Genomic DNA, 12,296 nt, shown 5'->3' on the forward strand with positions numbered 1-12,296 from the left:
GATTGCAGGTTCCTGCACGAATTGCAACCCATTGATTGCAGGTCAATGGCCGCAGGTCGAGTCCGCGTGAAGACGGCCCAGGCAGCGCACACTTAAGCGATTACTTGACTATCGCTCGAATCTCCCTATAGTTAAGTACGTGCCTAACTATCTCGATCTGGATCGTGTATTCCAGTCACTCGCGGACCCGACCAGACGAAGCTTCGTCGATCGGCTGAGCCGCGGGCCGGCATCGGTGTCGCAGCTCGCCGAGCCGTTCGACATGTCCTTGCCGGCGGTGATGCAGCATCTCTCGGTTCTCGAAGCCAGCGGGCTCGTGCGCTCCGAGAAGGCCGGCCGGGTGCGCACGTGCACGCTCGAATCCGACGTGCTGAGCCGGGCGGAGCAATGGATCCACGATCGCCGCACCATCTGGGATCAGCGGCTCGATCGACTCGGCGATCACCTCGACGCCGACGCCGAAGCGCTGACACAGGACCCCACCACCCAGACCACCAGGAGTAGCCATGACTGACCTCCCCGACCGCATCGAAGGGCTCGTCGCCACCGCGATCGAGAACGGAACCGAGCAGGGAGTGCAGGTTGCCGTGTATCGCCACGGCGAGCTCGTGCTCGACATCGCGGCCGGCCTCGCCGACGCGGCATCCCGACGGCCTATGACGCGCGACACGCTCGTCTACTCCGCCTCGACGGGCAAGGCCGTGGCATCCACCGTAGCTCACGTGCTCGTCGAGCGCGGCGCCTTCGGCTATGACTCACGGCTTGTGGAGGTCTGGCCGGAGTTCGGCGCGCATGGAAAGGAGTCGACCACGTTGCGCCACCTCCTCACTCACTCGACCGGCGTGCCGGCGCTGCCGCGCGACGTGTCGGTCGAGCAGCTCTGCGACTGGGACTGGATGACCGCGATGCTGGCCGACGCCGAGCCGCTGTGGGCGCCGGGAGAGCGAGTCGGCTACCACGCCGGCACGTTCGGTCACCTGCTCGGCGAGTTCGTCCGGCGCGCCACGGGCAAGACGATCTCGCAGGTGCTCGCCGAAGAAATCGGCGGACCGCTCGGAATCGAACACGAGCTTCGATTCGGGGTTCCCGCTGCCGAACTCCAGCGTGTCGCCGTGCTCGAGAACGATCCCCAGGGGCACGCGATCTTCGCATCTTTGCCGGATGAGTTCCCGCTCTTCGCCGCCGCGCCACGGCAAGTCGTGCCCGACGCCGATTTCGGCAACCGTGTCGACGTGCTCACCGCCGATCTTCCGTACCAGGGAACGCTCAGTGCTCGGGCGATCGCACGTATGTACGCTGCGCTGCTCGACGACGTCGACGGTGTTCGGCTCGTCTCGCCAGAGCGGCTCGCCGAGATGTCGACCCTCGCGACCGGGGGCTTCATCGACGAGATGACGGGCGGCCCGTCAGTGTGGTCGCTCGGGTACTGCGTCGGGTGGCCCGGCACGTCCGCCGCGGAGGACTTCCCGACGATGTTCGGCATGGTGGGCATCGGAGGCAGCGGTGCACATGCCGATCGAGCGACCGGTGTGTCGGTCGCCGTGACGAAGAACCGCTTCAACCCCGTCGACATGAGCATCCTGCAGGGAGTGAGCGAACTCGTCACGGCCGAGTTCGCCGCCGATCGGGTCGTGTCGTCATGACGAGAACTCAGGTCGAAGCGGATGCCGCCGTCGCCACCCGTCGGGAATGGGTCGGCCTAGGCGTCCTCGCGCTGCCGACATTGCTGCTGTCGATCGACGTGAGCGTGCTCTTCCTCGCGCTGCCGCAACTCAGCGCCGCGATCGACGCCGACGCGACCCAGCAGCTCTGGATCCTCGACATCTACTCGTTCCTCCTTGCCGGACTTCTCGTGACGATGGGCAACCTCGGTGACCGCATCGGTCGACGCCGACTCCTGCTCATCGGAGGAAGCATGTTCGCTGCGGCATCCGTGCTCGCAGCGTTCTCGACGACACCCGAGATGCTCATCGCCGCGCGGGCATTGCTCGGCATCGCCGGAGCCACACTCGCACCCTCGACGATGGCGCTCATCCGGAACATGTTCCACGATCCCAGGCAGATGGGTATTGCGATCGGCGTCTGGTTCAGCTGCTTCATGGGCGGAATGCTCGTAGGCCCGCTCATCGGCGGCGCACTTCTCGAGCACTTCTGGTGGGGCTCGGTGTTCCTGATCGGCGTCCCGGTGATGGGGTTGCTGTTGGTGCTCGGCCCGATCTTCCTTCCCGAGTACCGCGCCGCCGACCCCGGCCGCATCGATCTCGTCAGCGTCGCGCTCTCGCTCGCGGCGATTCTCCCCGTGGTCTGGGGGCTGAAGGACCTCGCCCGGAATGGACTGCAGGTCGCTCCGGCCGTCGCAATCATCATCGGAATCTCGATCGGCGTGCTCTTCGTGCGTCGGCAGTCGAGGATCGGCGATCCGCTCCTCGACCTCGGCCTGTTCCGCAACCGGGTCTTCGGAACGGCCCTGGGGACGATGCTCGTCGCGGGCATCATCATGTCGGGATTCTCGCTGCTGATCGCGCTGTACCTGCAGTCCGTGCTCGGCCTCTCACCGCTCGTCGCGGGGCTCTGGCTCATCCCCCAGAGCATCGCGATGATCATCGGCTTCCAGGTTCCACCGCTGCTCGCGAAGTGGCTCAGCGCGCCGACCATCGTCGCCCTCGGCTTCGGGCTGGGTGCGATCGGATTCGCCCTCGTGACCCAGACCGGGCTCGTCGATGGCCCGGTGCTCATCATCGGCGGGTTCGTCCTCGCGTGCTTCGGGCTCTCGTTCCCGATGTCGCTGCTCACCGCGCTGATGCTCGGTGCGGCCCCACCCGAGAAGGCAGGCTCGGCCGCCGCAGTCAACGAGACCGCGAACGAGTTCGGCATCGCGATCGGCATCGCAGTCATCGGCAGCCTGGCGAACCTGGTCTACCGCGTCCAGCTGGCCGCGACCCTGCCGCTGTCGGTTCCGGATGACTCGGGCCGTGATGCCCTCGACGGCATCACGTCGGCCGCCACGGCAGCGGGGGGCCTGCCCGCAGAAGCTGCCGGGGCGCTGCTCGATGCCGCCCGCGCGGCATTCACTGCCGGTGTCGGTGTCGCGGCCGGCATCGGCTCGGCCGTGTTCGTGACGCTTGCCGTGCTTACCGCCATACTCCTTCGCACGGGCGGGGCGACCACCGAGCGCTCCACGACCGAACCATCCGCTTCGACCATCGAGCAACCACGACCGACAGGAGAATCCGCATGACCGAGCACACGACCGTTCACTCGACCTTCGCCCTCGAACGGCAGTACCCGCACCCTCCGACGCGGGTGTTCGGGGCGTTCTCGAACGAACGGGAGAAGGCGAAATGGTTCGCCGATCCCGCCGGTGGCCCCGAGATCACCTGGGAGTTCGACTTCCGTGAGGGTGGTCGCGAACTCAACAGCGGGCCCTACGAAGGGCGGATCCACACCTTCGAGGCGATCTACCACGACATCGTCGAGCACGAGCGCATCGTGTACAGCTACACGATGATCGTCGATGGCGCGAAGCTCTCGGCCTCGCTCGCGACGCTCGTGTTCGAGCCGATCGACGGCGGCACGCGCCTCACGCTCACCGAGCAGGGCGCGTTCTTCGACGGCCACGACGACCCGGCGGAGCGCGAACGCGGCACCATCGAGCTGCTCGACCTGCTCGGAGCGTCGCTCGACCTGAGCAGCTGATGCTATCGACGGCCGTGCGGCGCGTGGCATCCGTCGTCGATCGTCGCGTGGTCGTGGTGCCGTGGCCGGTGTGGGCGCAATATGCGCTGGCGCAGGTGACCGAGTGGACGATGAAGGTGCCGCTCGTCTCGAAGGCGCAGGTGCGCATGCTCGCCGAGGGCGTGACGGATGCCGCGCCGCCCGCGGCATCCGTACCCGATGACCTGCGACCGCGGCGCATGTTCACGGCCGAGCAGATCCGCGAGAGCCTGCCCAGCCCGGCGGGTTCAGGTGGCGTGATCTGCGGATCAGCGGCTGAGAGGCAGAGGCACCTCGGGGCGAGTGATGTCACGTTCGCGCGGTGCAGTGCTACGCGAGCGGATGCATCCGTTCTCGAACCCAATCGGCAACGTCTCCCAGCTCGACGTCTCCCGACGCGACCGAGCGAACAATCCGATCAGCCCCATTAACATCGTCGACCACCAGATCGACGCCATTGAGCTCGAGGAACGCGGCCGTCACGAACCACGCCAGCCGCTTGTTGCCGTCGGCGAGCGCGTGATTGCGCATCACCGCCAGGAGCAGCACCGCCGCCTTCTCATCGAACGTCGGATGCACGTCTTCGCCGAAGACCGGCATCGGTGCGGCGAGCGCCGAGAGGAGCAGGTTGCGGCCGCGTGCGCCGTCCTTGTAGTGGAAGCCCTCCTCATCGAGGAGGACTTCCACGTCTTCGGGATAGAGAGAGGGCGGAATGAGGTACTCCGACACGTACGGGGCGAGGCCGCGGCGCACGTCGGTCGGTCATCCTGCGCACCGTGATGCGTTGACCGATCGACATCGCTGGGTCGAGCGAGTAGCTTTCGTTCGATCGGAGATCCATCGGCGAACGAGGAGATCACGATGTCAGATGTACTGCTCTTCCACCACGCACTCGGCCCGACCGAGGGTTTGCATGCCTTCGCGAGCGAGTTGCGCCGATCCGGCCACACCGTGCACACGCCCGACCTGTTCAAGGGGCGCACCTTCGGCTCGATCGAAGAGGGCGTCGGGTACGCCAGCGAGGTCGGCTGGGACGAGATCATGGCGCGAGGCGAGCGCGCGGCGGAGGCGTTGACGAACGAGCTCGTCTACGCAGGCTTCTCGCTCGGAGTCGTGCCCGCGCAGAGACTCGCCCAGACCCGCCCTGGTGCACTGGGCGCGCTGTTCTTCTACTCCTGCCTCCCGCCCTCGGAGTTCGGCGCGTGGCCGGCCGACCTGCCTGCGCAGATCCACGGGATGGACGCCGACCCGATCTTCATGGGGGAAGGCGACGTCGATGCCGCCCGCGAGCTCGTCGAGTCAGCCGACGACGCTGAACTCTTCCTCTATCCCGGCAACCAGCATTACTTCGCGGACTCCAGCCTGCCGAGCTACGACGCTGGCGCGACCCGGCTCCTCACAGATCGCGTGCTCGAGTTCCTCGCGCGAGTCGGCTGACGCTCGAGCGTGACGGATGCCGCGACCGCGCGAGCCGCCCGCGGCATCCGTCGTTCAGAGAATTCTTCGCGGGCGGTGTCGGATCACGTCAACCTCGTTCGTAGCAAGGGTGAGAGGTCGCCCGCGAGGGGCGCCCTGAGAAGGGACCACGATCATGAAGCTGATCACCAACACCCAGATCACCGTCGACGGCGTGATGCAGGCGAATGGTGGGAACAATCCGCAGCTCGACCCCGGGTTCGACCGAGGCGGGTGGTCGCTGCCGCTCGGCGATGAGGAGTCAGCCGGCTACATCGGCGACTTCTACCAGCGCGCCGACGCGTTCCTCTTCGGCCGGCGCACCTATGACCTGTTCGCCGGCTACTGGGGCGTGCGAGACGACTTCGACAATCCGTTCGTCAGCTCCTTGAACTCACGCCCGAAGTTCGTCGCGTCGAACACGATCACCGACCCGCAGTGGGCCGACACGACCGTGCTCTCCGGGGATCTCGAGGCAGCCATCCGCGAGCTGAAGGCCAAGCCGGGCGGCGAGCTGCAGGTGCACGGAAGCGGCCAGCTGATCCGCTGGCTGCTCGAACACGAACTCGTCGACGAGATGACGCTGATCGTCTTCCCCGTGATCGTCGGCGCGGGCACGCGGCTGTTCCCCGACGCGGGCAGGGACATCGCACTCGACCTGGTGGAATCGCGCACGTTCCCGACTGGCATTACGGTGCAGACCTACCGGCCGGGCGGGCGCCCGCAGTATGCGTAGCAGGCAGCGTTCGTAGCAGTATGGCCGTGAACCACATCCTGGAGGTGTGAGATGCAGTACCTCGTTTCCGTGATCCACGACAAGACCAACTCAGGCACGCCGGAAGAGGCACGGGCGATCGACGAGTTCAACGACCGCCTCCGGGCGGGTGGCCACTGGGTGTTCGCGGCCGGCCTCGCCGCACCGAGCACGTCGACGGTCATCGACGGCCGAGGTGACGAGCCGGTGTTCACCGACGGGCCCTTCATCGAGTCGAAGGAGCACATGGCCGGCTTCTGGATCATCGACGCCCCCGACCTCGACGTCGCGCTCGAGCTCATGGCCGATGGGTCGAAGGCCTGCAACCGTCGCCTCGAGGTGCGACCGATCCTGGCGGTAGGAGCCTGATCGACGCGAGCGCCGCAATCACCCGTGCCCATCACGAGGAGTGGGCACGGGTGGTCGCCTCACTCGCCAAACGCTTCGGCGACCTCGACATCGCCGAAGAGGCGGCGGCCGAGGCATTCGCGACCGCCGTCGAGCGGTGGCCGGCCGACGGCGTGCCGCCCAACCCCGGCGCGTGGCTCACCACGACCGCGAATCGCAAGGCGATCGACCGGATCCGGCGCGAGCACAAGCGCACTGACAAGCAAAGGGAGGCTCTGATGCTGACGGATGACTCCCCGCCCGAGCCGCTCGGCGCGATCGACGACGACCGGGTTCGGCTGATCTTCACCTGCTGTCACCCGGCCCTGGCGATGGAGGCACGGATGGCGCTGACGCTGCGCCTGGTCGGAGGCCTCACCGTGCCCGAGATCGCCCGCGGCTTCCTCGTGTCGGAGAGCACCATGGGGCAGCGGATCACCCGCGCGAAGGGCAAGATCGCGGCTGCCGGCATCCCCTACCGAGTGCCGTCCGCGTCGGATCTGCCGGCGCGCATCACGGGCGTGCTCGCCGTACTGTTCCTCGTCTTCAACGAGGGCTACCTCGCGACCGGCCCCGACACCGACCCCGTGCGGCACGACCTGACCGCCGAGGCGATCCGGCTGACGCGTCTGATCCGCGAGCTGCTCCCCGACGACGGCGAGGTGGCCGGCCTGCTGGCGCTGATGCTGCTCACCGAGGCTCGTCGCCCCGCCCGCGTCTCAGCGGCGGGCGAGCTCGTCCCTCTCGGCGAGCAGGACCGCGACGCCTGGGATGCTGAGCTGATCGCGGAGGGCCACCGGCTGGTGCGAGAACGCCTGGATTCCGGGGCCGCTCCCGGCCGCTACCAGCTGCTCGCGGCGATCAACGCCGTGCACACCGACGCGCGAGACGCCCGCGACACCGACTGGTCGCAGGTCGTCGCCCTCTACGACCAGCTGGTGCGCCTCGACCCCTCGCCGATAGTCGCCCTCAACCGTGCCATCGCGGTCGCAGAGCTCGATGGTGCGGATGTCGCGTTGGCGATCATCGACCGCCTCACCGACGCGCTGAATGGATATCACGCCTTCCATGCCACTCGCGCCGAACTGCTGCGCAGGCTGGAGCGCCGCGCGGAGTCGCGCGCGGCCTACGACCGGGCCATCGCTCTCGCGGGCAACACCGCCGAGACCGCCTACCTGTCACACCGCCGCGACGAACTCGGCTAGGCGCTGCGAGCCGTACCCGATCGCTGAGCGTTCATCGCGTGCCCGACCGCGTCGTCGAGATCTCGTGACGCGCAGCAATGGAGTAGAATATTCAACAGAGCGTATTTTTAGGAGGGCTTCATGACCGCAGGTACCCTCATTCGCTCGGCTCGAAAGAGTCGACGGCTCACGCAGGCGAGCCTCGGGCGCCGCACGCGCCTGACACAGTCGCACCTCTCGCTCATCGAGGGCGACCGCCAGAACCCGTCATTCGACACCGTCGAGCGCGCGCTTCGAGGCGCCGGCCATCGCCTGGTCGCCGTGCCAACCCTCCGAGATGACGCGGCCGTGATCGGCTCCGAGATCCGCGCCGACCTGGCATTCGGGCGCCCCGAGCGAGCGTTGCGACGCTTCATCCAGCTCAACGACAACCTGGTCTCCGAGCACGGCGCGGTTCGGTTCGCACTCGCGATCGCCGAACCCGAATCGACGGGCTCCAAGCAGTGGGATGCCGCGATCGCAGCCCTCGTCGCGCATCACCTGACCGAGGAGCACCTGCCGGTTCCCGAGTGGGCGACGCATCCGTCACGCTTCTTGAAGCGTTCTTGGGTGTTCGGGGTCGGCCCGTACACACTGGCGCCCGAGTCCGATCGTGTGCCTCCAGCGTTCCGTGAGCGGCGCGTGCTCATCGACGAAGACACCCTGCGCAGCGTATGACCCTCTTCGACCGCGACCTGCTCGAAGAGAGCTTGCGTCAACTCGTCGCTCGACTCCGGGAATCGGGCACCCGCAGCGGCATCCGCATCGTCGGCGGCGCCGCCATCGCCCTGCGCTACTTCGAACGGGATTCCACCGTCGACATCGATGCGCACTTCATCGGTTCCACCGACGCCGTCGAAGCGGCCGCCAGGGCGATCGCGCGCGCCAACGACTGGCCCGACGACTGGCTCAACAACAAGGCGGCAGGCTTCATCCCCGAATACGGCGCCACGCCGGTGCAGTGGGTCACGCTCCACGACGACGGCGAGGTCGTCATCGAGGTCGCCTCGCCCGAAGCGCTGCTGGCGATGAAGCTCAAGGCCAACCGACCCGGCCGAGATGACACGGATGCCGCGAAGCTGATGGCGATCTGCGGCATCGCGACGCTCGCCGAAGCCGAAGAGCTCTACGAGGAGTACTACTCGGGTGAAGTGCTTCCCGAGCGGGCCATCCGAATGGTCGAGTTGATCCTTCGGGCCGGCGTGCCCGAGGTTCCAGCGACGCCGAAGAACGTGGATATCGCACCGAGCGCCGACTGAACTGGGCTCTCCACGTACGCTGCGGCGAGGGTTCGGGCGCTGCGCCCCTGAGGTCGTCGCCATCGTCGTCGACGGGCTGCGGACAACAGGCTGGCCAAGCGTTGACGCGCGGCGGGCTCGGGCGTAGACCTGAGGCATCCGAGAAGGAGGTGCCGCAATGGCGAAGGATCTCTTGGTCAACCTCGAGAACGTGCCCGGCTCTGGGGCTCGATTCGGCGAGGCGCTCGGCAACGCGGGTGTCAACATCGAGGGCCTCTGCGTCGTGGTGGTCGGGGGGAAGAATGCCGTCCACGTGCTCGTGGATGACGTCGCCGGTGCCAAGGCGGCGCTTGAGAGTGCCGGCATCACGGTCGAGGCCGAGACGGACGTGCTCGTCAGTCCACCGCTGTCCGACCCCGACGTGGACACGCCGGGCCGGTTCGGCGCGATGACGCGCGCGCTCGGCGACGCCGGGATCAACATCGCCCTCGTCTACGTGGCGTCCAGGAATCGCGTCGTCCTCGCGACGAGCGACAACCAGCGAGCCACGCAGCTGCTGCAGTCGATGATGTAGCCGTCCGCTGGAGAAGGTGCCCGGGCGGGGCGGCTCGCCCGGGCCTCACCGGTTCGATCGGGCCAGGCTCGCGTTCGAGGACGAACTCGCGGTGGGTCTCGCAGCGGGCCACTTCGCGTCGGTGTACGAATTGGATGCCCCGGTCGCCGAGGTGGCGGCCATGCTGGCCGAGCTGAGCGGCAACGAGGTTCGGTACTTCCCGGTCGGGTTCGACGAGTTCCACGCGATCGGCCGAGCCCCGCGCGACCCACGCGCCGTGCTCAGCGAGGCGATGGCCGCGTCCCGGGCCGGGTCCGGGCCTGCCTGAGGCCCGTCGCGAGCCTGACACTGCGGGCGACCGTCGGTAGTGCACGACCGACGGGAGGCCCGCTACGCGGGCGCGTACTTGGCGGCGATCACCGCACCGTCGGGGCGGGCGACTCGGATCGAACGAACCTCGGCTGCGGCATCCGATCGCTCCATGCGCTCCAGCACGGTCGGTTCGCGGATGCTCCGCCACGGCGAGTGGTCGTTCACGTCGACGCTTCGGGAGGCGGGTCGTGACGGGGCCGCGAAGCGCCGCTCATCAGTTAGACCGAGTACTGGTATTCAGTCTTGCTATCTACCGGTCATCTGTGTAACTATGTACCGGTACCCAGCAACACCGAGTAGTGAAAGGAGGAGTGATGGGAAAGCAGATGACCGAGATGCTCAAGGGCACTCTGGAGGGCATCGTCCTCGCGATCCTGGCCGGGCAGCCGGCGTATGGATACGAGATCACCGCGCGGCTGCGAGAGCAGGGCTTCTCCGACATCGCCGAGGGCACCATCTACGCGCTGCTCGTCAGGATCGAGCAGCGCGGCCTCGTCGACGTCGAGAAGGTCCCGTCCGAGAAGGGTCCGCCGCGAAAGGTGTACTCGCTCAATACGCAGGGACGAAACGAACTCGAAGAGTTCTGGGGGACGTGGAGCTTCCTCGCAGAACGTATCGAACAGCTCCGCAAGGAAGAAGGAAAGTGACCATGGCCGCGAAGTGGATCGAGACCCTCACCGGGTCGCTCGAGCAGAAGAAGCAGTACAAGCAGTACAAGGCCCGCATCGAGGCCCTCCCCGAGCCGTACGCCACCGCCGCGAAGGCCTTCGAGCGGTACTTCATGTACTACGGAGGCATCACCGACGGCGACACCATCGTCAAGATGTTCGGCGACTTCGCCGACCTCTGGGAGCGCGCCGCAGTCGACGGAACGCCCGTGAGCGCGATCGTCGGAGACGACCCGGTCGAGTTCGCCGAGACGTTCACGCAGGCCTACGGCGGCACGCAGTGGATCGACAAGGAACGCGCCCGCCTGCTCAAGGCGGTCGAAGACGCCGAGCGAGGGGAGCAGCGATGACCGCCGAAGCAGCCATCCGGGTGCAGGGCCTGCAGAAGTCGTTCAAAGACCTGCACGTGCTGAAGGGCGTCGACTTCGACGTGGCGCGGGGCAGCATCTTCGCCCTGCTCGGCTCGAACGGAGCCGGCAAGACCACGGTCGTGAAGATCCTGTCCACGTTGCTGAAGGCCGACGCGGGCACCGCCTCGGTCCACGGCTTCGATGTGGCGGCGCGCCCCGGCGACGTGCGGGAATCGATCAGCCTCACCGGGCAGTTCGCCGCCGTCGACGAGGTGCTCAGCGGCCGGGAGAACCTCGTGCTGGTCGCCAGGCTCCGCCACCTGAAGAACCCGGGTGCGATCGCCGACGACCTGCTCGCACGCTTCTCGCTGAGCGAGGCCGGCGGACGGAAGGCGTCCACGTACTCGGGCGGCATGCGCCGCCGCCTCGACATCGCGATGAGCCTGATCGGCAATCCCCCGATCATCTTCCTCGACGAACCGACCACCGGCCTCGACCCGCAGGCGCGGATCGAGGTCTGGCAGACCGTGAAGTCGCTCGCCGACGCCGGCACCACCGTGCTCCTCACGACGCAATACCTCGACGAGGCCGAACAGCTCGCCGACCGCATCGCGATCCTGCACAAGGGCACGATCATCCAGAACGGCAGCCTCGCCGAACTCAAGCAGCTGCTTCCCGCCGCGAAGGTCGAGTACGTCGAGAAGCAGCCGACCCTCGAAGAGGTCTTCCTCACGCTCGTCGGTGACGACGGCACGAACGACGCCGACGACGACCGCGACCGCGGTCCGGTGCCGGCAGGAAAGGAATCGCGATGACCACGCATGTCCTCGGCGACACCGGCGTCCTCACCGGCCGCTCACTGCGCCATATCCTCCGCAGCCCCGACACGATCATCACCACCGCGGTCACCCCGATCGCGCTGATGCTCTTGTTCGTCTACGTGCTCGGCGGCGCGATCAACACCGGATCCGACGAGTCGTACGTCAACTACATGCTCCCCGGCATCCTGCTGATCACGATCGCGTCGGGCATCGCGTATACCGCGTACCGGCTCTTCCTCGACCTGCAGGGCGGCATCTTCGAACGATTCCAGTCGATGCCGATCGCGAGGTCGTCCGTGCTGTGGGCGCACGTGCTGACGTCGCTCGTCGCCAACCTGCTGTCGGTGGCAATCGTCATCGGGGTCGCCCTGATCATGGGCTTCCGCACCGGGGCGAGCGTGGCCGCGTGGCTCGCGGTCGCCGGCATCCTGATCCTGTTCACCCTCGCGCTGACGTGGCTCGCGGTGATCGCCGGCCTGTCCGCGAAGACGGTCGACGGCGCGAGCGCGTTCAGCTACCCGCTCATCTTCCTGCCGTTCATCAGCTCGGCGTTCGTACCCACCGACACGATGCCGGGCCCGGTGGCGTGGTTCGCCGAGAACCAGCCGGTGACGTCGATCGTCGACACCATCCGAGCCCTGTTCGCGCAGGAACCCGTTGGCGGCGACATCTGGATCGCGCTCGCCTGGTGCGTCGGCATCCTCGTCATCTCCTACGGCTTCGCGATCGCCATCTACCGTCGCAAGATGAACTGAGCCGTC

At 67.3% G+C, this 12,296-nt stretch carries 18 protein-coding genes; 16 read left to right on the top strand and 2 right to left on the bottom strand.

The genetic code is table 11. From position 1 onward, the window contains the following. Positions 1-139: 139 nt before the first annotated feature. Genes J7E25_RS09120 through J7E25_RS09135 form a run of 4 tightly spaced genes read left to right on the top strand, consistent with a single transcriptional unit; the run spans position 140 to position 3,696 of the window. Positions 140-514, top strand: coding sequence for a helix-turn-helix transcriptional regulator (locus J7E25_RS09120; protein ID WP_214869811.1), 375 nt, complete (start codon positions 140-142; stop codon positions 512-514). Then, positions 507-1,643, top strand: a complete 1,137-nt coding sequence (locus tag J7E25_RS09125; protein WP_214869812.1) for a serine hydrolase — start codon at positions 507-509, stop codon at positions 1,641-1,643. Before J7E25_RS09120 ends, J7E25_RS09125 begins: the two co-directional genes overlap by 8 nt. Then, positions 1,640-3,238, top strand: coding sequence for an MFS transporter (locus J7E25_RS09130; RefSeq protein ID WP_214869813.1), 1,599 nt, complete (start codon positions 1,640-1,642; stop codon positions 3,236-3,238). The genes J7E25_RS09125 and J7E25_RS09130 overlap by 4 nt, the downstream gene beginning before the upstream one ends. Further along, positions 3,235-3,696, top strand: a complete 462-nt coding sequence (locus tag J7E25_RS09135) for an SRPBCC family protein (protein WP_214869814.1) — start codon at positions 3,235-3,237, stop codon at positions 3,694-3,696. Before J7E25_RS09130 ends, J7E25_RS09135 begins: the two co-directional genes overlap by 4 nt. A 348-nt stretch (positions 3,697-4,044) precedes the next feature. Here J7E25_RS09135 and J7E25_RS18325 read toward each other — a convergent pair whose 3' ends face one another. Beyond that, positions 4,045-4,467 (bottom strand): type II toxin-antitoxin system death-on-curing family toxin, encoded by a 423-nt coding sequence (locus J7E25_RS18325; protein WP_214869815.1) that lies wholly within the window; start codon positions 4,465-4,467, stop codon positions 4,045-4,047. 108 nt (positions 4,468-4,575) lie between these two features. Here J7E25_RS18325 and J7E25_RS09145 point away from each other — a divergent pair, with 108 nt between their 5' ends. From J7E25_RS09145 to J7E25_RS09180, 8 genes are all read left to right on the top strand, one after another. Further along, complete coding sequence (locus tag J7E25_RS09145; RefSeq protein ID WP_214869816.1) at positions 4,576-5,151, top strand: dienelactone hydrolase family protein; 576 nt, start codon at positions 4,576-4,578, stop codon at positions 5,149-5,151. A gap of 154 nt (positions 5,152-5,305) precedes the next feature. Continuing rightward, positions 5,306-5,905: a dihydrofolate reductase family protein gene (locus J7E25_RS09150; RefSeq protein ID WP_214869817.1), complete on the top strand. Its 600-nt coding sequence runs from the start codon at positions 5,306-5,308 to the stop codon at positions 5,903-5,905. A gap of 51 nt (positions 5,906-5,956) precedes the next feature. Beyond that, positions 5,957-6,292, top strand: a complete 336-nt coding sequence (locus J7E25_RS09155) for a YciI family protein (protein ID WP_214869818.1) — start codon at positions 5,957-5,959, stop codon at positions 6,290-6,292. Further along, complete coding sequence (locus J7E25_RS09160; RefSeq protein ID WP_214870051.1) at positions 6,289-7,515, top strand: DUF6596 domain-containing protein; 1,227 nt, start codon at positions 6,289-6,291, stop codon at positions 7,513-7,515. The genes J7E25_RS09155 and J7E25_RS09160 overlap by 4 nt, the downstream gene beginning before the upstream one ends. A 120-nt stretch (positions 7,516-7,635) precedes the next feature. Then, entirely contained in the window at positions 7,636-8,211 is a 576-nt protein-coding gene (locus tag J7E25_RS09165; protein ID WP_214869819.1) for a helix-turn-helix domain-containing protein, read from the top strand. Beyond that, entirely contained in the window at positions 8,208-8,792 is a 585-nt protein-coding gene (locus J7E25_RS09170) for a hypothetical protein (RefSeq protein ID WP_214869820.1), read from the top strand. The genes J7E25_RS09165 and J7E25_RS09170 overlap by 4 nt, the downstream gene beginning before the upstream one ends. 157 nt (positions 8,793-8,949) lie before the next feature. Beyond that, complete coding sequence (locus J7E25_RS09175) at positions 8,950-9,345, top strand: hypothetical protein (RefSeq protein ID WP_214869821.1); 396 nt, start codon at positions 8,950-8,952, stop codon at positions 9,343-9,345. A 91-nt stretch (positions 9,346-9,436) separates the two neighbouring features. After that, complete coding sequence (locus J7E25_RS09180) at positions 9,437-9,652, top strand: hypothetical protein (protein WP_214869822.1); 216 nt, start codon at positions 9,437-9,439, stop codon at positions 9,650-9,652. Positions 9,653-9,714: 62 nt separating this feature from the next. Here J7E25_RS09180 and J7E25_RS09185 read toward each other — a convergent pair whose 3' ends face one another. Further along, complete coding sequence (locus J7E25_RS09185) at positions 9,715-9,861, bottom strand: hypothetical protein (protein WP_214869823.1); 147 nt, start codon at positions 9,859-9,861, stop codon at positions 9,715-9,717. 149 nt (positions 9,862-10,010) lie between these two features. Here J7E25_RS09185 and J7E25_RS09190 point away from each other — a divergent pair, with 149 nt between their 5' ends. The 4 genes from J7E25_RS09190 to J7E25_RS09205 are packed head-to-tail and all read left to right on the top strand — an operon-like array spanning position 10,011 to position 12,290. Further along, entirely contained in the window at positions 10,011-10,343 is a 333-nt protein-coding gene (locus J7E25_RS09190; protein ID WP_214869824.1) for a PadR family transcriptional regulator, read from the top strand. Between the two features lie 2 nt (positions 10,344-10,345). Next, positions 10,346-10,714, top strand: a complete 369-nt coding sequence (locus tag J7E25_RS09195) for a DUF1048 domain-containing protein (protein WP_214869825.1) — start codon at positions 10,346-10,348, stop codon at positions 10,712-10,714. Beyond that, on the top strand, positions 10,711-11,529 hold the full coding sequence (locus tag J7E25_RS09200; protein WP_214869826.1) for an ABC transporter ATP-binding protein: 819 nt from the start codon (positions 10,711-10,713) through the stop codon (positions 11,527-11,529). The genes J7E25_RS09195 and J7E25_RS09200 overlap by 4 nt, the downstream gene beginning before the upstream one ends. Further along, positions 11,526-12,290, top strand: coding sequence for an ABC transporter permease (locus J7E25_RS09205; protein WP_214869827.1), 765 nt, complete (start codon positions 11,526-11,528; stop codon positions 12,288-12,290). Before J7E25_RS09200 ends, J7E25_RS09205 begins: the two co-directional genes overlap by 4 nt. Positions 12,291-12,296: the final 6 nt, after the last annotated feature.

This window comes from Agromyces sp. ISL-38, assembly GCF_018613935.1.
In the GTDB taxonomy this organism is placed as follows: Bacteria; Actinomycetota; Actinomycetes; order Actinomycetales; family Microbacteriaceae; genus Agromyces.

What these genes read in the sequence shown, in the direction of transcription:
- J7E25_RS09135 (WP_214869814.1), top strand. Translation starts at nt 3,235, where the DNA reads ATGACCGAGCACACGACCGTTCACTCGACCTTCGCCCTCGAACGGCAG.
- J7E25_RS09165 (WP_214869819.1), top strand. Translation starts at nt 7,636, where the DNA reads ATGACCGCAGGTACCCTCATTCGCTCGGCTCGAAAGAGTCGACGGCTC.
- J7E25_RS09200 (WP_214869826.1), top strand. Translation starts at nt 10,711, where the DNA reads ATGACCGCCGAAGCAGCCATCCGGGTGCAGGGCCTGCAGAAGTCGTTC.
- J7E25_RS09150 (WP_214869817.1), top strand. Translation starts at nt 5,306, where the DNA reads ATGAAGCTGATCACCAACACCCAGATCACCGTCGACGGCGTGATGCAG.
- J7E25_RS09145 (WP_214869816.1), top strand. Translation starts at nt 4,576, where the DNA reads ATGTCAGATGTACTGCTCTTCCACCACGCACTCGGCCCGACCGAGGGT.
- J7E25_RS09170 (WP_214869820.1), top strand. Translation starts at nt 8,208, where the DNA reads ATGACCCTCTTCGACCGCGACCTGCTCGAAGAGAGCTTGCGTCAACTC.
- J7E25_RS09125 (WP_214869812.1), top strand. Translation starts at nt 507, where the DNA reads ATGACTGACCTCCCCGACCGCATCGAAGGGCTCGTCGCCACCGCGATC.
- J7E25_RS09155 (WP_214869818.1), top strand. Translation starts at nt 5,957, where the DNA reads ATGCAGTACCTCGTTTCCGTGATCCACGACAAGACCAACTCAGGCACG.
- J7E25_RS09205 (WP_214869827.1), top strand. Translation starts at nt 11,526, where the DNA reads ATGACCACGCATGTCCTCGGCGACACCGGCGTCCTCACCGGCCGCTCA.
- J7E25_RS09175 (WP_214869821.1), top strand. Translation starts at nt 8,950, where the DNA reads ATGGCGAAGGATCTCTTGGTCAACCTCGAGAACGTGCCCGGCTCTGGG.
- J7E25_RS09130 (WP_214869813.1), top strand. Translation starts at nt 1,640, where the DNA reads ATGACGAGAACTCAGGTCGAAGCGGATGCCGCCGTCGCCACCCGTCGG.
- J7E25_RS09190 (WP_214869824.1), top strand. Translation starts at nt 10,011, where the DNA reads ATGGGAAAGCAGATGACCGAGATGCTCAAGGGCACTCTGGAGGGCATC.
- J7E25_RS09195 (WP_214869825.1), top strand. Translation starts at nt 10,346, where the DNA reads ATGGCCGCGAAGTGGATCGAGACCCTCACCGGGTCGCTCGAGCAGAAG.